Origin of the sequence: Thermoclostridium stercorarium subsp. stercorarium DSM 8532, assembly GCF_000331995.1 — a bacterium.
GTDB classification, from domain to species: domain Bacteria; phylum Bacillota; class Clostridia; order DSM-8532; family DSM-8532; genus Thermoclostridium; species Thermoclostridium stercorarium.
Map to the genome: position 1 here is coordinate 1,511,161 of NC_020134.1, position 18,022 is coordinate 1,529,182.

The window sequence follows — 18,022 nt, forward strand, 5'->3', positions numbered from 1 at the left end:
TCACCGTCATTTTTCATAAGCATCAGCCAAACTGTGCAAAAAAGAATAAATTTTTGAACTTTCAAGTGATGCTTTGCCGTTAACGTCAGCAATGTCTATCACATAATTGCCGTTTCCCGCATAAGAATACCTGATTATGTTAAGTTCATTTAAAATAAGTATACCTGAAATAACCTTGAAATAGTTCATCTTCACCGTGCCGTTATCCATACAGCAAGCGATTTCAAATAACTGACTTCTTGTATATGTACGGCTTCCGGTTTTCTGAAAATACCTGTAAAGTACAGCCAGTTCCTGTCGTGAAAGCGCTATGTCGTCGCAGTTTACCAGATGATTATTGATACTATTATAAATCCAATTCGGGTCAATATCAAGCGTTTCAACCTTTTCGGACGCTTTAAGAAGAATTCTGTTTTTTTCCAGAAGTTTTTCGGGCATCCTGACATATTTTACAATAATTTCGGCATTTTTTCTTCCCATATATTCATTAATGCCGACTTCAAAAATTACGTCGATTTTACCGTTTTTTCTTATAAATTGTTCCAGACAGCCCATTTTGAACGCCACTGCAGAAATCGGGTTTTGGTTCGTCCCAAGCAAAAGTTTCAAATGGCTTTGGTCGGCACCTATCCGCATTACTTCAAGCACATTGACTTCCCTTAGCCTGAACAGAGGAGACGGGTTTCCCTCACCAAAAGGAGCCATTGCCATTAAATACTGCGCCGAATTTATGTTTATTTCTTCTACCGATGCATCTGCATCAACCTTAAGCCTGGGCAACATGGGCGAATCAGCCAGAACCTCGTCGGCGAATTCATTTATTTTCGCGCAAAACCTGTTTATATCTGATTTTTTTATAGTAAGCCCGCCCGCCTTTTCATGGCCTCCGTATCTCACAAGCAAATCACGGCAATATTCCATGGCGTCATAAATATTAAATCCGTCAATGCTTCTCGCAGACCCAACGGCTTCATCATTAAAAACCGACAATACGAAACATGGTTTATAATACCGCTCCACCAGCATTGACGCTACAATACCGATTACACCCTTATGCCAGTTTTCTCCGCTTACCACAATAACCTTCCGTTTTATATATTCCGGATCACTTTCTATAATTTCCACGGCCTTCTGGTAAATTTCGTTCTGTATTTTCTGCCTTGTGTAATTGTCATTATGCAATTGCCTTGCCAGTTCTTCGCAGTAAAACAAATCGGAGGAAGTCAAAAGCTTTACGGCCCTTGTGGCATCTCCCATTCTTCCTGCGGCATTTATCCTGGGAGCAATAATAAATGCCAGCTTATACGCATCCACACTTGCATTGCCGATTTCCACAACATTCAGCAATGCCTGTATTCCCGGGTTTGGACATTTTTTTATCTTTTTCAGACCAATATTGACAATGACACGGTTTTCCCCGGTAAGTTCCACTATATCTGCGACAGTGCCGAGACATGCCAAATCTATGTAATTAAAATATACATTGCCAAGATTCAACCTGTTACATAACGCCTGTACAAGCTTGAAAGCGATACCCGCGCCGCACAGCTTGTCGAACGGATATATGCTGTCTGGCAGATGGGGATTTATCAAAGCCAGGACATCCGGCAGATTTTCAATATCAGGCTGATGATGGTCTGTAATAATTATGTCCATTTTTCTGCCCGCCAAAGCAAGATTTTCCTTTATCTGTTCAATCCTGTCCTTAGCTGTAACCCCGCAATCCACCGTAATCATAAGGTCAAAGTGATGCTCGGAAAGATACCCGACCGCAGCCTCGGATATGCCATAGCCTTCGTCAATACGATCAGGAATATAGTAAGAAACATCAAAGCCGAGCGAGCTAAGAAACAAATACATGATTGCCGTTGCGGTAATTCCGTCGACGTCATAGTCACCGTATATCAGTACTTTTTCATTAAGTTCCTTTGCCTCCAATATTCGGTTTACCGCTTTCTCCATATCAGGCAAAAGCATCGGGTCGTATAAATTCCCCGCTGAAGGCTTAAGAAAATTCATTATGGCTTCCGGATCGGTCAACCCACGTTCTACCAGTACTTTCACAAGAATGGTCGGGAGCTTTAAACTTTCCGACAACTGCCTTACAAGCACGGGATCAGGTTGCCCCACTTCCCATATGGCTTCATTTCCAAGAAAAAAATCATCTAACATAAATATCATGTTTCTTTTCCGTTCTTTTCCGAAGTAGTTTAAAAAGGCAGAGAAACTGCCTTTACATGAAAATAAAAACTTATAAAAAGCCCGAAGGCTTATCTTCGGGCTTGTTTATCCACAGCATTTTTCTGTAGGATTTACATACTTTTTGGTTTTAATCATCGCAGCCTTACAGGAATAACCACACCATGCACTCATGGCGATTAACCCTTCAGGCAGGCTGCAACTGAAATATTTTTCCGCTATTTCGATTTTCTCTTTCTTGCAGCTTCAGATTTCTTTTTACGTCTTACACTGGGCTTAACGTAATGCTCTCTTTTTCTGACCTCTGCAAGTACACCTGCTTTCGCGCATTGCCGCTTAAACCTTCTCAGTGCACTGTCCAGGGATTCATTTTCTCTTACTATTACTTCTGACACGTTCTTCCCTCCCCTCTTCTGTATCGTACAGTCGTGCCGGGGAATTATTCCATCGAGCAGGTAAATTTCTTTTCCTGCCTGAAGCACTTAAGATTATTATATAATAAGGCTTAAAACCGCGTCAATATTTTTCTGGCGCGTCAGACCATTTTCTCACCGAAAACCGTTCCGCCAAGTACATGGTAATGAAGATGCGGTACCGTCTGACCGCCGTTTTTGCCGCAGTTTACCACAACCCTGTATCCTTCTTTATTGATCCCCAGGATTTTTGTGGTCTCAAGTATTGCCGCATGTATCTTCCCTACCACATCGATATTCTCATGGTTCAATGCTTCAAGGCTTTCAATGTGAACCTTCGGTACAACAAGTACATGGACAGGCGCTGCCGGATTAATATCCCTGAAAACAATTACGTCATCGTTTTCATATACCTTACTGGATGGTATTTCCCCGTTTATTATTTTACAAAATACACAATCCGACATCGGTATCTCCTCCTAAAATAATTTATTCAGGCAAAGTAAGAAATTCAGGCGGTTTACCCAAGCTGCTCCTTAATTTTCGCAACAGCAATTTTTACTGCATTATCAATGCCATTAACATCCTTACCTCCGGCCTGAGCCATGTCTGGCCTTCCGCCGCCGCCACCGCCTGCGGCTTTCGCTGCTTCACTTATAATCTTACCACAGTGTATTCCTCTGCTAACCGCGTCTTTCGTAGCCGATACAACCAGGCTTACCTTGCCGTCAAATCCTGAAGCAAGTACAACAACAGAAGCTCCCAGTTTGTTTTTCAGTGTATCAGCCATGTTTCTGAGTGCAGTCATGTCAAGCTGATCCAGCCTTGCAGCAAGTACCTTTACACCAGAAACATCTTCTGCTTTGTTCAGCAAATCATTAACCGACTGATTTGCCAACTTGTCCTTGATAGAGTTAAGCTCCTTCTGTAAATTCTTGATTTCTTCCACCAAATTATTAACCTTAAAAGGTGTGTCATCAGGAGTCGATTTAACTATCTCAGCTACTTTTCTTAACGTCCTTTCCTTGTTTTTGTACCACGAAATAGCACCGGTACCTGTGAGTGCTTCAATTCTCCTTACTCCCGACGCAATGCCGCTTTCGCCAATAATCTTGATGAGGCCTGCTTCTCCCGATGAACTGATATGCGTGCCGCCGCATAATTCCATACTGTAGTCCCCGACCGAAACAACCCGGACAATGTCGCCGTACTTTTCCCCGAACAATGCGGTCGCACCTGCTTTTTTCGCTTCTTCAAGGGGCATTTCGCGTACTGTAACAGGATAATTGGAAAGAATTACACTGTTTACCTCACTTTCCACGGCTTCAATTTGCTCCTCTGTAAGCGGTGAAAAATGGGTAAAGTCAAACCTCAGCCTGTCGGGTGCAACCAAGGAACCTGCCTGATGCACATGATCCCCCAGAATCTTTTTCAGCGCCCTGTGAAGTATATGGGTTGTGGTATGATTCCTTGCGGTGCACTTTCTTCTTTCAATGTCCACTTTTGCAATTACCCTGTCATTAACCTGCACCATTCCCGATTCTATTTTCCCGTAATGCAGGTATTTCCCGTCCGATGTCTTCTTGCAGTCGTTAACCGTCATCTTAAAATTATCGCCGGTTATAACACCGGTATCGCCTACCTGACCACCGCTTTCAGCATAAAACGGAGTTCTGTCGAGAACAACGGCAACCTCGTCGTCCATCTGTGCATTTTCCACAAGCTTTCCATCAAGGACAATGAACCTGACAGTCGCTTCTGTTTCATATTCATTATAACCTGTAAATTCAGTGACGACAGATTTATATCCCCCGCTGAACAGATCCTTTTCCCATGCAGAATTTTCTTTTTTCAGACGGGCCTCACGAGCTTTTTCCTTCTGTTTTCTCATTTCCTCGTGGAAACCGTTCTCGTCTATTTTCATGGAATGTTCCTGGGCTATTTCGCGTGTAAGGTCAACGGGAAAACCATAGGTGTCATGGAGTTTGAAAACCATACTGCCGCTTATTGTATCACTGCCCTGACGCTTTAATTCGTCTACATATTCTTCCAGTATATTCATGCCCTGATCTATTGTATTGTAGAATTTTTCTTCTTCAATGGATATTACCTTTTTTATATAATCCCGCTTTTCATCCATGTGCGGGTAAGCTCCCATTGAAACGTTAATAACGGTTTCCGCAAGCTCTGAAAGGAAAGCGTCTTTAATGCCAAGCAGCCTTCCATGTCTTGCCGCCCGGCGGATAAGCCTTCTTAAAACATAGCCTCTTCCTTCGTTCGAAGGCAGTACACCGTCGGATACCAGCATCGAAGACCCTCTTATATGGTCTGTTATGACCCGTATTGACACATCCTTTTTATAATCCTCGCCGTACCTAACCCCTGCTATGCGGCATACATGGTCCAGCACCGTCCGAACGGTATCAACCTCAAAAATGTTGTCCACGCCCTGAACAACACACGCCAGTCTTTCCAGTCCCATACCCGTATCGATATTCTTTTGCTTCAGAGGCAAATACGTCCCGTCCTCCTGACGGTCAAACTGCGAAAACACAAGATTCCAAACCTCAATAAAACGGTCGCAGTCACAGCCTACAGTGCATGTTTCCTTGCCGCATCCTTTATCCTTTCCGCGATCAAAATATATTTCAGAACACGGACCGCACGGACCCGTTCCATGTTCCCAGAAATTATCCTCTTTGCCCATCCTGAAAATTTTCTCTTTTGGAAGACCCACTACCTTGTTCCATATGTCAAAAGCTTCGTCATCTTCAAAATATACTGAAACGTAAAGCCTTTCTTCCGGAATCCCGAGAACTTCGGTAAAGAATTCCCACGCCCACGTAATTGCTTCTTTCTTAAAATAATCACCAAAGGAAAAATTACCAAGCATTTCAAAAAACGTAGCATGCCGTGATGTCTTTCCCACATTGTCAATATCAGGCGTGCGGATACATTTCTGACATGTGGTAACCCTGCGTGACGGCGGAATTTTCTGACCGGTAAAATATGGCTTCAATGGCGTCATTCCCGCATTAATCAACAAAACACTCGGGTCATTTTCGGGTACCAAAGAAAAACTGGGTAACCTCAGATGGCCTTTGCTTTCAAAAAAGGACAGATATTTTTCTCTTAACTCATTCAAACCAAATTTCTGCATGCTGAACCCTCGCTTTAGTTCTTTTTGTATTTTTCCCTACCTGTAAATATTATTAATGTCTTCAGCCATGCCGGTTAAAATCCCGACCATGAGTGAAGACCGGAGTTTATTAGTCAACATATTTTTCTTTTTGCTTAATCTTAATAAAGTATACTAAAACCGACAGAATTGCGTCAAGTAAGTTATGCTTTTTCCACATCCAAAACCTTCTTTGCGGCATTTTTCCGAAACCATCACGCAATACAATGAGGACAGAGCACTTTTTTGTCAGCGTCACAGGTTACATAATCAGATATGATCATTCAGCATCCACACACAGGATTTTGCAATCGCTGCCTGTGTTTTAAGCTCTGGCAAACTGTGCCCGCCTTTATTGATCAACGGTATTTTATTATCACATTTGCAGTCGGGAAAGATTATATATTGTCAAACAGCCGGCTCAATGACTCCCTGTTATGAATAATTTTCACCGCCTCTGCAAAAAGTGGCGCGACAGATACCACCTTTATCTTTGGATGCCCGGAAACCATCGGATTTTCTACGGTGTCGGTTACTATCAGCTCTTCAATATCGCTTTCTTCCAGTGCCTTAAGCCCCTTTTCCCGTAAAAGTGCATGGGTTACGCATGCATATATTTTTTCAGCACCGTTTTCCTTTAATGCCCGCGCCGTATCTATCAGCGTTCCGCAGGAAATGGTAAAATCATCGACGATTATTGCATTTTTTCCTTTAACATCCCCGATAATCTCAAGAACTTGCGCCTTTTCGTTATGATCGGTGCGTATTTTGTCACCTATGGCCACAGGAGCCTTAAGGATTGTGGCAATTTTTCTCGCGTTCTTAGCAAAGCCGGCATCGGGAGACACCACGACTGTGTTCTCAATGTTTTTTGATTTGATGTATTCACATAAAATCGGAAATCCGTACAAGTGATCGACGGGTTTTTTGAAAAAACCCTGGATTTGCGGACTGTGAAGATCCATTGTCACAATCCGGTCAACTCCCGTTATTTCAAGGCAATCAGCACAGACCCTTGCTCTGATTGAAACTCTCGGTTCATCCTTCTTGTCTCCCTTTGCATAACTGAAATATGGGATAATCGCCGTTACCGAAGCGGCACTGGAACGCTTGAACGCGTCAATCCAGAACAGAAGTTCCATGAAATCGTCATTCGGATTTAAGCCAATGGTTTGGACAATGTACACATCCTTATCCCTGACTTTTTCGAGGATCTTTACGAAAGTATTGCCCTCTGAGAACTTTATTGCCTGGGATTTTCCAAGTTCGGTTCCCAGATATTTACACATTTTTTCTGCGAAGTTTATGCTTGAACTCCCGGCAAATATTTTAATCTCCGTTTCATCACCGGGCATAGCCAATTCCCCTTTCACAAATTATCAATCTGTATACGGCAATTTCATGATATTACAAAAATTACAGCCTTTCAATGTAAAAAACGTCAAAAGCCCAAAATTTACTTACCCCGATATCATTCTGTAAATTTTATTAACTGCTGCTTTAATTACAGCCACCAGAGGCACGGCAAAAATAAGGCCAAAGAAACCGAAAATTCTTCCGCCCACGGTAACCGACATAATTGTCGTGACCGGGTGCAGTCCCAGTTTTTCTTTTATTATCCTTGGCGAGAGATATAAATTGTCAATCTGTTGAACTATTGTAAAAACAAGAACAGTAGCTGCAGTTGTCCACGGGGATATTGTAAGGGCTATTGAAACGGCGGGTACGGCTCCTATATACGGGCCAAAATACGGGATAACATTGGATATCCCGCCGATAAAACCGAGAAGAGGCGCGTAAGGCATCCCGACAATGTAAAGGCCAAGCGCCTCAATAATGCCTACAATAAATGCTACAAGCAATTGACCCTGGATAAATCTTACAACAATTCTGTGTATGTCGCGAAGAAAACATACAGCCTCATTTCTGTATCTTTCAGGAAAAACAAACTTCAGACTTTCAATTATTGTTTCCTTATCCTTTAATATATAGAATGATAATATCCAACCAATAAGAATATCAATTATCAATGATAATTTTTTGGGCAGAATGGAAATGAAATCATGTAGCCGGCTGACGAACCGTTCCTGAAGGTTAAGGAAAAATTTTTCGGTTTCGCGCATAATATCATTGCGCAAATTGTCGGGTATGTTTCTGTGAATAAAATCAGTGAAGCTTACCAATGCAGAATTATAAAGTTCGGGGAGAACTTTTGTAAGATCCCTGACATTTTCAATCAAAACAGGGATCAGCCATATGAATATCATCAGGATTATCGCAAAACTCAGGAAAATTGACAACAGAATGCTTGTTGTTCTTGAAATTTTCAGATTCTCAAACCATTCCACCAGTGGCAGCAGAATATATGATACAATGATTCCCGTTATGAGCGGAAGTAGGGCTCTTAATATTTCCCTGCTGAAAAACAGTGCAAAAAAAAGAATTCCCGCCACAAGACCAACGGCAATACCATTCCTTGTCCACCGATTTATCCTCACTCTGCACCTCCGGATATGTACCTTTTCTTAAAACAAAATGTTTTAAGAAAAGGTTTTCAAAAGGGAAGATTTAGTTCATTGCAGTTTACTGCATCAAATTTCCGATGTCGGCAACCAAACGGCGGGATTTTCTGAAAACATCCCTGCCCATTCGCATGATGCGTCTTTTTGTTCTTTTCATGTTAATATCGCCGTTTACCATCATGGAAACAGCTGCCCCGACAATTCCTCCTATTATGACGCCACTTGTAAATCCTGTTTTCATATGCTTCCTCCTTTATTTTGAAGAATCCATATTTAGCAGTTTTTTCAGACCTTTTTGAAGAGGGATTATTTTTTCTTTCGTATCCCTGTCAATCTGAATTAATTCTCTCGAAAATTCAACCCTGTCCAGCACAGGCATTTTTTTTCTGCCCAACCAAAGATCGTCCACAACACTTCCCGATATTATTATTTCCCGCAATATACCGTTGTTTTCATCAAAGGCAACATCCACAACGCGCCCGATCCATTCGCCCTTTTCATCAATTATTGGTTTTTTCATCAGCTCTCTTATAAGAATTTTACTTTTTTTAAAATCCTTGGCCAGTACAATTATGCCCGATTTACTATTCAGTCTGATGCTGTCACGCTTTATTTCCTTAATCTGCGTAAACGGTAGAAAGCGGTATCTTATTTCGGTACTTTTGCGTTCCAGTAAGAAACCCTCCACTGCCTTATTTACCGGATCTATTACAGAATCCTCCACCTGTCCTATCTTATCCCTGTCCAGGAAAACAGACGCACCCACCGTTTCGGACCAGTAATGCATCTAAAAAGCCTCTTTTCGTCACAGGTTTTCATTGATATTATTTCTTCAAATATTTAAAAGAATGCAGCAATTTTTGAATTGACTAAATTTACATATTCTATTAGAATTGACCTAATGAATTTATCGGAGCATTCTGTTAACCGGAAAATATTGGGCAGTTTTTAATTTTAAACCAAGGGGGAACATTATGGTAAACAGATTCAGAGAAGATCTGGGAATTGACATATCTTCGGTACTGATTCCTAAGAAAGGCATATCCCTTGAAAAATGGGCCGTTATCGCCTGCGATCAATACACTTCGGAACCTGAATATTGGGAAAATGTGGACAAGTTTGTAGGTGACTCCCCTTCAACTCTGCGCCTTATTTTTCCTGAGGTATATCTTGAAAGGGAAAACAATACTCAAAAAAAACTGAGAATTGACAGAATAAACCGGACAATGAGGGAATATCTTGAAAATAATTATTTTGACGAAATAAAGGATTCATTTATATATATTGAAAGAACGCTGCGAAACGGAAAAATAAGAAAAGGTCTGTTATTTGCAATTGATTTGGAACTTTATGACTACACAAAAGGTTCCAGCAGTTTAATCCGGGCCACCGAAGGGACAATTCTTGACAGGCTTCCGCCAAGGATACAGATTCGAGAAAATGCGTGCCTTGAACTTCCGCATATAATGATTTTGGTTGATGACCCCGGAATGTCGGTTATTGAGCCGCTGTCAGACTGCAAACACAAAATGAATAAACTGTATTCCTTTGATCTTATGATGAACGGCGGTCATATAGAAGGCTACCAGGTAAACAACCCGGAATTGCTCATCGGTATATATGAAAGCCTGATGAACCTTAAGTCACGGGAAAACTTCATCAAGAAATACGAATACGATACCAGTTCTCCGGTAAGTCCGATGCTTTTTGCCGTCGGCGACGGGAACCATTCTCTTGCAACGGCAAAAGCGTGCTGGGAAAAACTCAAGAACTCCCTTACCGAAAGCGAAAAACTGATCCATCCTGCCAGGTTTGCCCTTGTCGAGCTTGTGAATATCCACGATCCGGCGCTTCAGTTTGAACCAATACACAGAATTCTTTTTAACGTGGATTCCGGAAAAGTTCTGAACTCCTTTGTAAACTTTTACGGTGATATGGGCAGACGCTGTGGGTATGAATATACAAACGGCATTAAACATGTCCCGGTGTCTGATAAAAGAAGACATATTATACCTTTCCTCAGCGAAACGAAAACAGGGTATCTGTGGGTTGATGATCCCGCTTTTACTATTGACGTGGGTACACTTCAGCATTTCCTTGACCATTATATTCAGGAAAATCCTGAAGCAGCTATAGATTACGTTCACGGCAGCGAAGTGGTTGAAAAATTGGGCAGAAAAGCCGGTAATATGGGCTTTCTCCTTTCGCCCATGAACAAAAGCGATCTTTTCATGACGGTCATTAAAGACGGAGCACTGCCCAGAAAAACCTTTTCAATGGGTGAAGCCGTGGAAAAACGGTACTATCTAGAATGCAGAAAAATTATCCCTGACTATTTGCGGTAACCTTCTATATGAAGACACCTGTATTTTTTAAACGCATAGTTTGACAGCGGATAATAATCCCTGTCAATGGTGTGCGTGGCAATCTTTACATTATCTAAGTCGGGGATTTTCCCGGTTTCAACAATGAACAGCGAATGCCTGAAGGACGAACCGTCGAAAGAAAGCTGGATTATATCCCCGGGTTCTGTTTCGGAAAGCGGAACTTCCACGGCAAAAGGCCCTGGACCATTGTTTTTTGTAAGGAATTCGTAAAGATACTGCACACCGGTCCATGAAGCGGTGCGATTATAACTGTCAAAGTAATACCAACCGTATACCGGTTTGGTATTCATTACCCTGCATCCTGCATAAAGGCACTGCGAAACAAAATTGGTGCAGTCGCCGCCAAGTTTACTGAAATCATAATAGGCCGGATTCCTGCCAAATGCCCATTTATGGGCATATTCTATCGCAGCATGTCTGTTGTATGGGTACAGTTTCATATTCCCCGGCATTTATTCAATAAGATTTTCTATATTATTTATTATTATAAACCATACTCAGACGTTCCTTATTTCGGGAATAAATGCCGGTTTAATTTGGATATTGCCGGACCGGCGGTTCAGTGCCAGATGCCTTTTTGAATCAATTTATAAAAATTTGTTCCTCAATTCTTCCATAATCTTTTTTTCAAGCCTTGAAACCTGCACCTGCGAAATTCCCATTTTTTCAGCCACCATCTGCTGGGTTTCTTCCTTAAAATACCTCAGAAAGATTATTTGCCTTGATCTCTCGTCAAGATGCTGCAAAGCCTTTGAAAGCGACAAGCGCTCAAGTATGGCTGTCTCACCCGAATCAGCCTCCTCCAGCATCAGGCGGTCAATTAAATACATCGGGTGATTGTCACTTTCCCCAATCGTTCTGTAAAGGGATTCGGGCTGGTAACCTGCTTCAATGGCCTGAACCAATTCTTCAGGCTCGACGTTGAGTTTTTCAGCCAGTTCATGAATTGTCGGGGTCTTGCCGCTGGTCTTTTCAATTTGCTCCTTTACCATGTTGGCCTTTTGCCCAAGCTCTTTCATAGCCCGGCTTACCTTGATGGCACCGTCATCCCTGAAAAAACGCTTTATTTCCCCCAGAATCATCGGAACCGCGTAAGTTGAAAACTTGACATCGAAACCGGGATCAAACTTTTTTATGGCCTTGATAAGCCCAATGCAACCTACCTGGAAAATATCCTCGGTTTCTACGTCGCGGCCCTTGAAACGCTTTACCAGGCTCCACACCAGCCCGATATTTTCCTCAACCAGTATGTTCTGAGCTTCCTTGTCGCCTTTTTGCGCTCTTATTATCAGTTCTAACGTTCTCTCATCCAGATTTTTTGCTTCGGTATTCTTATCCTTCACCGAACAGGCTCCTGTTCCCGACAAAATAAATTTTTTTTGAATTAACCGCGTAAAAACTTCTTAGTCATGATTACCCTTGTTCCTTTTCCTTTTTCCGACTCAATCTGGAGGCTGTCCACAAAACTTTCCATTACCGAAAACCCCATTCCCGATCTTTCAAGTTCCGGTTTTGTGGTAAAGGCAGGTGTTCTTGCCTTCTCTATATCTTCTATCCCAACGCCATGATCTTCCACTATAACCGTTATTCTGTCAGGGTACAGTATGCACTCCATGTAAATGGTTCCGGGTTTCTGTTCATAACCGTGTATTATGGCATTGGTCACGGCTTCGGACACAGCGGTTTTTAGATCGGCCAAATCCTCCAGAGTCGGATCCAGCTGTGCTGCAAACGCAGCAACCACTACTCTCGCAAAAGCCTCATTGGTTGATTTGCTGTCAAATTCAATTTTCATCCTGTTAATTGGCTGCATATTTTCATAACCTCACAATACTAATTAGTGCCGGTTTGTCCGGTATGGTGAATTTCAGCTTATCTTCATCAGTTTATCAATCCCGGACATTTTCAGTATTTTCAAAAGATTTCCGCCGGGATTTTTTATCGCCATCGTTCCTCCCAAACTTCTGATACGGTTGTATCTTCCCACTATCAGTCCTATGCCCGAGCTGTCCATAAATGAAACTTCACCCAGGTCAAGAACCAGCTTTTTCACCGGTGCTCTCACCAGCTGTAAATCAATGGTATCCTTTATTTTGGATACTGCGTGGTGATCCAGTTCACCCTTAAGGTATATTGTCAGAACCTGGTTTTCATGCTTAAAGGTAATATCCAATGTCATCACTCCATTCCTGTCTTTTTTATTCGATATTTCCCAAAAAAATCCTTCATTTTCCCTTTTCCATTAAATCTGTCGCTATTTGTTGAAGTTTCCTCATACGATGATTGACACCGGACTTTCCAAGTTCGGGTTTAAGCATTTTACCAAGTTCTGAAAGGCTTGCTTCAGGATTTTCCATCCTTAATCTTGCAATTTCTTTAAGACCTTCGGGCAGGTTTTCTATACCTATTCTTTCATCGATATATTTTATATACGAAACCTGTTTAAGCGATGCATTAACCGTTTTTTCAAGGTTGGCAGTTTCGCAGTTGACAATTCTGTTGACCTGGTTTCTCATGTCTTTCAGTATCCGTATGTTTTCCATTTCCAGAAGCGCATTATGGGCGTTAATAACATTCAGAAAATCGACAATATCCTGGCCTTCCTTCATATAAACTATATCATAATTTTTACGCTGTATTATCCTGGGCTTGAGCTCAAAAAATTCCATATAACTCATAAATTCATCGGCAATCAGGCCGTTGATGAATGACAATTCAATATGGTAGGACTTGTCCGGGTTGCTTACCGAACCAACGGCAAGAAAGCCTCCCCTGAGGTAAGCCCTGATACAGCATTTGTTCTTTATATCCAGTTTAGTATATTCAACTTTCTGCTGTGGCAGATTGACGTTCATTCCTACAGAATCGAGCAGTCTGATACCGTCATCCCTTTCGGTTATTCCCGTAAAATCCAGCCTGTACACCATATGCCTTTTGAAGCGCGTTGTCTTCTCTCCGCTTATTTCCACACCATCGGGCACCATTTCCTTAACCCTGCTGTATACCGTTCTTGAAACCGAGGCGTGCTCGGTTATAAACAAAAGATGATTTTTTTTACCTATTTCACGGATTATAAGGCCTGTCCTCAAAATGCCCGCAAGTTCGTGAAAAGCACAGCATGGCTTTTCGTTGTGTAATCTGCATAGTTCATCCTTGATGTCGGACGAAAATGACATAGCAAGCCTCCTTTGTATGTGTTGTTCCGCCGCATGTTTCATGGGTCTACAAGCGGCAGATAATCCTCTGCATAGGCTCTCAGTATTTCTGCAACACTCCATGCCTGTGCAAAACAACCCCTTGCAATAAGCGGCTCATTGCCGTCGAATATTTCGGAAATGTTGCCTATACATGCATCCCTTAAATGGTCGTGAAATGGAATGAAAAAAGCCTTAAGTTTTTCGGAAAGACTTTTATCATTGCGGTATACTCTTGCATAAGCCGTTATAAACTGCCCCAGCGGCCAAACCCAAACGGTTCCCTGATGATATGCCCCGTCTCTTTGATACCGATCTCCGATATAAATACCCTTGTATTCCGGGTCGTCGGATGACAACGATCTCAAGCCATATGCAGTATACAATTTCCTGTAAACGGTATCCACAACCGATTTGGCCAATTCACCGTCGAGTACGGGAAATGAAAGGCTGACGGCAAGGATTTGATTAGGCCTTATTTTGTCGTCTTTACCTTTTTCATTCACCACGTCATACAGACAACCTTTATTGGCATTCCAGAAAAGCTTAATGAAGCTTTTCCGGATTTCCTCTGCCAACGCGGAATAATCAGCGTTATTTTCGCCTATTTGTTCAAAAATATATGACATAACCATTGCTGCGTTGTACCACAGAGCGTTTATTTCAACAGCCTTCCCGTGGCGTGGCGTTACAACCCAGTCATCAACCTTTGCGTCCATCCACGTGAGCTGAGTATGTTCGTTCCCGGCATATATCAGAAAATCGTCGTCCATTTTTATATTAAAAACCGTACCTTCCCTGTAGGCCTTGAAAATTCTTTTTAAAACCGTAAGAAGCTCTTCCTTTACAAATTTCATATCGCCGGTATACCGTAAATACTTGTAAACGGCTTCGAAAAACCAAAGTGCAGCATCAACGGTATTATACGCCGGCTCGTTTTTTTCGTCGGGGAACAGGTTGGGTATCAGCCCGTCTTTTTCATACTTTGCGAAAGTATATAAAATATCCCTGGCGTCGCCATATCTTTTCGTTACCAGTGTAAGCCCGGTAAGCGATATCATTGTGTCACGGCCCCAGTCGGTAAACCATGGATACCCCGCAATAACCGTTTTGGAATTTGTGGAATTCCGTTCCACTATAAATTTGTCTGCCGCCAGCACAAGCCGTCTCAGAAACTCATCCCCGTCAAACCCCGGTAATAAAGCTTTCTGCCTTTTTATTTCCTCTGCGATTATAAATTCGCCGTCGGTAATGTCCACAGGTTCATCAAAGCTGCAGATTAATGTTATTGTTTTTTCCTCACCTTCACTTACAGGTATATCGAAATAACCGGGCATATAATGATCTTCAGTTCCGTCAAAGCCTCTTTCATGTTCATAGGGATAATCCATGTTATAAAAAAAGCAATTGCTTTCCACTGCTTTTCCGTCCGAGCATGCGACAAAGATTTTCCTGTCTGTGTTACCGGGAGTAATGATTATTTCCCTGTCCCGAATTTCAGTTGAAAAATTCAGCGAACCGCTTACCGAAAGTCCATGGTAATCTCTGAAATTTATCAGCGGAGCAAGCTGTATTCTGCAGGTTACCGGGTTAATAATTCTGTAAACGACTGCCACCTGGTTTTTCCGGTTTCTTAAGCAAATCCTTTTTTCTATTCTCATTGACTCTATTCGGTAATAAAATTCAGGAATGAAATCATAACGGAAAGCTTCAAGATAATATTCCCCATGTGCAAAGAAATCAGGAGTTTTAAATGTATGAAGCAAATGCTTCTCTCCGTTCACCAAAACGCATTCACTTACCGAAGACATGACAAGGAAGCGTTCAGTAGGCGGATTTAAGGAAGCAATCAGCAGGCCGTGATAACGCCTTGCATTCATACCGATAATCGTACCACAGGCAAAACCTCCAATGCCGTTTGTTATAAGCCATTCTTTCTTGATTCCCTGGTCAGGCGTAATCCAGTGTGACTTTCCGAAAATCATTTATGCCTTCCCTGCCTTATTTTCATAAATATCAAGCACTGCTTTCGCCAGTTTTACAGGATCATGCCTCACGTAACCTTTGTTTATCTGTACCAAATCCCGTTCAACTACTTTTATTCCCATCTTTCTGACCTTACCGGCATCAAGTTTTACTACCGACGCCCCTTCTTTGACATACCTCCTGTAAATTTCGTCGGGTATTCTGCCTGTATTGACAATACAGTAATCAATAAAACCTTCGCAGCCAGAATGACGGTATATTGCATCAATATGATCCGAAACAGTATATCCCTCGGTTTCTCCGGGCTGGGTCATTATATTTGACACATAGATTTTTATCGCGTTTGATTTTACAATTCTTTCCACAACATGATCAACCAGCAGATTGGGTATTATGCTGGTATAAAGGCTTCCCGGACCGAGAACAATGATTTCGGCTTCATCCAGCGCCTCCAAAGTACTTTCAAGTGGTTTAACATTATTCTTGTCCAAATACACTCTTTTTATTCTGCCCGGATGAAAAGTATGGTGTTCGCCGATTTTGGATTCACCCTGAATTACAGCTCCGTCCTCAAGTTCGGCTATTAGGTTGATATTTTCCGATGTAACGGGGAGTACCCTGCCCGTGACCGCAAGAACCTCGCTCATGTTGCGCACTGCAGCTTCAAAACTTTCACTAATCCCCGTCATCGCCGCGAGGAACAAATTGCCGAAAGACTGCCCTTTTAAATCGCCTTCCTGAAACCGGTATTGCAACAGTTTTTCCATCTGAGGCTCGGTATCTGCGAGGGCAAGTATACAGTTCCGTATATCGCCCGGTGGAAGCATGCCCAGATCCCTTCTGAGCATTCCAGACCCTCCGCCGTCATCGGCAACGGTTATAATGGCCGAAATATTCGCCGTAAACTGTTTTAACCCCCTTAATAACGTGGATATACCCGTTCCTCCGCCGATAACTGCTACATTCGGGCCTTCCTTTAATCTTGAGCGTATGTAGATTTTTTTACCTATGTCAAGCATTGACGTCGGAACATTCGTAAGGCCGTTATTATTGATTTTCAACAAAGCCAGCAGTATTTTTCTCAAACACAAATAACAAAGAATTATGCCGGTACCGCTGAGTATTAATGCCGTTACGAACTGAGCAGTGCGTATTTCAGCCCGGTAAACCAGTACAGCAATTCCCGCTATAATCAGAAGCAACCCCACAATACCATTCCACAGCCATTTTCTGAATTTATAAACAGTACGAAAAATCTTAAGAGGATTCATTTCTCATTCTCCTGTTATCTTTGTCAACATCCCTGTGTTCAAGAACCACACTGCTGTTCTTGGCTTTAAGTATTTCAAACAGCTGATTTGCAATTGTTACCGAACGGTGTTTCCCTCCTGTGCAGCCTATGCCGATTACCAGCTGATTTTTCCCTTCCTTTACGTAATTGGGAATTAGAAAATCAAGCAAGTCAACAAGTTTTGTCAGGAATACCCTGCTCTCATGAAAACTCATCACATAGTCGCTTACATCCTTGTCGTTGCCTGTGAGGCTCTTCAGGGAATCGACGTAATACGGATTGGGTATAAACCTCACGTCGAATACCAGGTCGCAGTCAATCGGTATTCCGTACTTAAAGCCAAAAGAAATTATATTTATGATAAGCCCGGAAAAAGGTTTACCTTCAACAAAAAGCTTGTGAATTTCCTGCTTGAGTTGACGCGGGGTAAGGTTTGAAGTATCGATTACGTAGTCGGCTTTTTCCTTAACAGGCGCAAGTATGCGCCGCTCTTCCCTTATCCCGTCCAGTATCCGACCCTCAGGGGACAAAGGATGCATTCTCCGGGTTTCTTTGAATCTTTTTACCAGAACATTATCCTGCGCTTCCAAAAACAAAATTTTGTAGGATATGCCGTAAGCTGCAAGCGACTCAAGGGCCGGGAACAAGTCAAGGAACATCGTTCCTCCCCGTATATCCATAATCAGGGCGATTCTGTCCATTTTATTCTGGCCCTGAAGGCATATCTCTGCAAACTTAGGTACAAGTGACGGTGGAAGATTGTCCACGCAGAAGTATCCAATGTCTTCAAAGTATTTTACACATAGGCTCTTTCCGGCACCCGACATGCCGGTAATGATAAGAAATTCCACG

Annotated in this window: 17 protein-coding genes; 1 reads left to right on the top strand and 16 read right to left on the bottom strand. The window is 42.3% G+C overall.

The features are described 5' to 3' along the window. Positions 1 to 6: 6 nt before the first annotated feature. From recJ to CST_RS06635, 8 genes are all read right to left on the bottom strand, one after another. Positions 7 to 2,172 (bottom strand): single-stranded-DNA-specific exonuclease RecJ, encoded by a 2,166-nt coding sequence (gene recJ, locus CST_RS06600; RefSeq protein ID WP_242823528.1) that lies wholly within the window; start codon positions 2,170 to 2,172, stop codon positions 7 to 9. A 245-nt stretch (positions 2,173 to 2,417) separates the two neighbouring features. After that, on the bottom strand, positions 2,418 to 2,594 hold the full coding sequence (gene rpsU / locus CST_RS06605) for a 30S ribosomal protein S21 (protein ID WP_015359074.1): 177 nt from the start codon (positions 2,592 to 2,594) through the stop codon (positions 2,418 to 2,420). 140 nt (positions 2,595 to 2,734) lie between these two features. Beyond that, positions 2,735 to 3,079, bottom strand: coding sequence for a histidine triad nucleotide-binding protein (locus tag CST_RS06610; RefSeq protein WP_015359075.1), 345 nt, complete (start codon positions 3,077 to 3,079; stop codon positions 2,735 to 2,737). A gap of 53 nt (positions 3,080 to 3,132) precedes the next feature. After that, positions 3,133 to 5,772 carry an alanine--tRNA ligase gene (alaS, locus tag CST_RS06615; protein WP_015359076.1) on the bottom strand — a complete coding sequence of 880 codons (2,640 nt, stop codon included), beginning with the start codon at positions 5,770 to 5,772 and terminating at the stop codon, positions 3,133 to 3,135. Between the two features lie 416 nt (positions 5,773 to 6,188). Beyond that, positions 6,189 to 7,145 (bottom strand): ribose-phosphate diphosphokinase, encoded by a 957-nt coding sequence (locus tag CST_RS06620; protein WP_015359078.1) that lies wholly within the window; start codon positions 7,143 to 7,145, stop codon positions 6,189 to 6,191. Positions 7,146 to 7,250: 105 nt separating this feature from the next. Continuing rightward, the gene (locus CST_RS06625) at positions 7,251 to 8,288 is read right to left on the bottom strand and encodes an AI-2E family transporter (RefSeq protein ID WP_015359079.1); all 1,038 of its coding nucleotides are present in this window, start codon (positions 8,286 to 8,288) and stop codon (positions 7,251 to 7,253) included. Between the two features lie 85 nt (positions 8,289 to 8,373). Beyond that, positions 8,374 to 8,553 (bottom strand): hypothetical protein, encoded by a 180-nt coding sequence (locus CST_RS06630; protein WP_015359080.1) that lies wholly within the window; start codon positions 8,551 to 8,553, stop codon positions 8,374 to 8,376. 12 nt (positions 8,554 to 8,565) lie between these two features. After that, positions 8,566 to 9,099 (bottom strand): PRC-barrel domain-containing protein, encoded by a 534-nt coding sequence (locus CST_RS06635; protein WP_015359081.1) that lies wholly within the window; start codon positions 9,097 to 9,099, stop codon positions 8,566 to 8,568. A 187-nt stretch (positions 9,100 to 9,286) separates the two neighbouring features. Between CST_RS06635 and CST_RS06640 the strand changes: the two genes are divergently transcribed. Then, positions 9,287 to 10,657, top strand: a complete 1,371-nt coding sequence (locus tag CST_RS06640) for a DUF1015 domain-containing protein (protein ID WP_015359082.1) — start codon at positions 9,287 to 9,289, stop codon at positions 10,655 to 10,657. Here CST_RS06640 and CST_RS06645 read toward each other — a convergent pair. The 8 genes from CST_RS06645 to rapZ all read right to left on the bottom strand — a co-directional run bounded on the left by CST_RS06645 (position 10,645) and on the right by rapZ (position 18,021). Then, entirely contained in the window at positions 10,645 to 11,151 is a 507-nt protein-coding gene (locus CST_RS06645; protein WP_015359083.1) for an amidase domain-containing protein, read from the bottom strand. The two genes, CST_RS06640 and CST_RS06645, sit on opposite strands and share 13 nt — an antisense overlap. Positions 11,152 to 11,286: 135 nt before the next feature. Then, positions 11,287 to 12,042: a SigF/SigG family RNA polymerase sporulation sigma factor gene (locus CST_RS06650; protein ID WP_015359084.1), complete on the bottom strand. Its 756-nt coding sequence runs from the start codon at positions 12,040 to 12,042 to the stop codon at positions 11,287 to 11,289. A 41-nt stretch (positions 12,043 to 12,083) separates the two neighbouring features. Continuing rightward, entirely contained in the window at positions 12,084 to 12,512 is a 429-nt protein-coding gene (gene spoIIAB / locus CST_RS06655) for an anti-sigma F factor (RefSeq protein WP_015359085.1), read from the bottom strand. A 54-nt stretch (positions 12,513 to 12,566) separates the two neighbouring features. After that, positions 12,567 to 12,878 (bottom strand): STAS domain-containing protein, encoded by a 312-nt coding sequence (locus CST_RS06660; RefSeq protein WP_015359086.1) that lies wholly within the window; start codon positions 12,876 to 12,878, stop codon positions 12,567 to 12,569. A 46-nt stretch (positions 12,879 to 12,924) separates the two neighbouring features. Beyond that, positions 12,925 to 13,875, bottom strand: coding sequence for a DNA-binding protein WhiA (gene whiA / locus CST_RS06665; RefSeq protein ID WP_015359087.1), 951 nt, complete (start codon positions 13,873 to 13,875; stop codon positions 12,925 to 12,927). 38 nt (positions 13,876 to 13,913) lie between these two features. Beyond that, positions 13,914 to 15,878, bottom strand: a complete 1,965-nt coding sequence (locus CST_RS06670; RefSeq protein WP_015359088.1) for an amylo-alpha-1,6-glucosidase — start codon at positions 15,876 to 15,878, stop codon at positions 13,914 to 13,916. Continuing rightward, positions 15,879 to 17,150 carry a gluconeogenesis factor YvcK family protein gene (locus CST_RS06675; protein WP_015359089.1) on the bottom strand — a complete coding sequence of 424 codons (1,272 nt, stop codon included), beginning with the start codon at positions 17,148 to 17,150 and terminating at the stop codon, positions 15,879 to 15,881. It lies immediately after the preceding gene. After that, complete coding sequence (gene rapZ, locus CST_RS06680) at positions 17,137 to 18,021, bottom strand: RNase adapter RapZ (RefSeq protein WP_015359090.1); 885 nt, start codon at positions 18,019 to 18,021, stop codon at positions 17,137 to 17,139. The genes CST_RS06675 and rapZ overlap by 14 nt, the downstream gene beginning before the upstream one ends. Position 18,022: the final 1 nt, after the last annotated feature.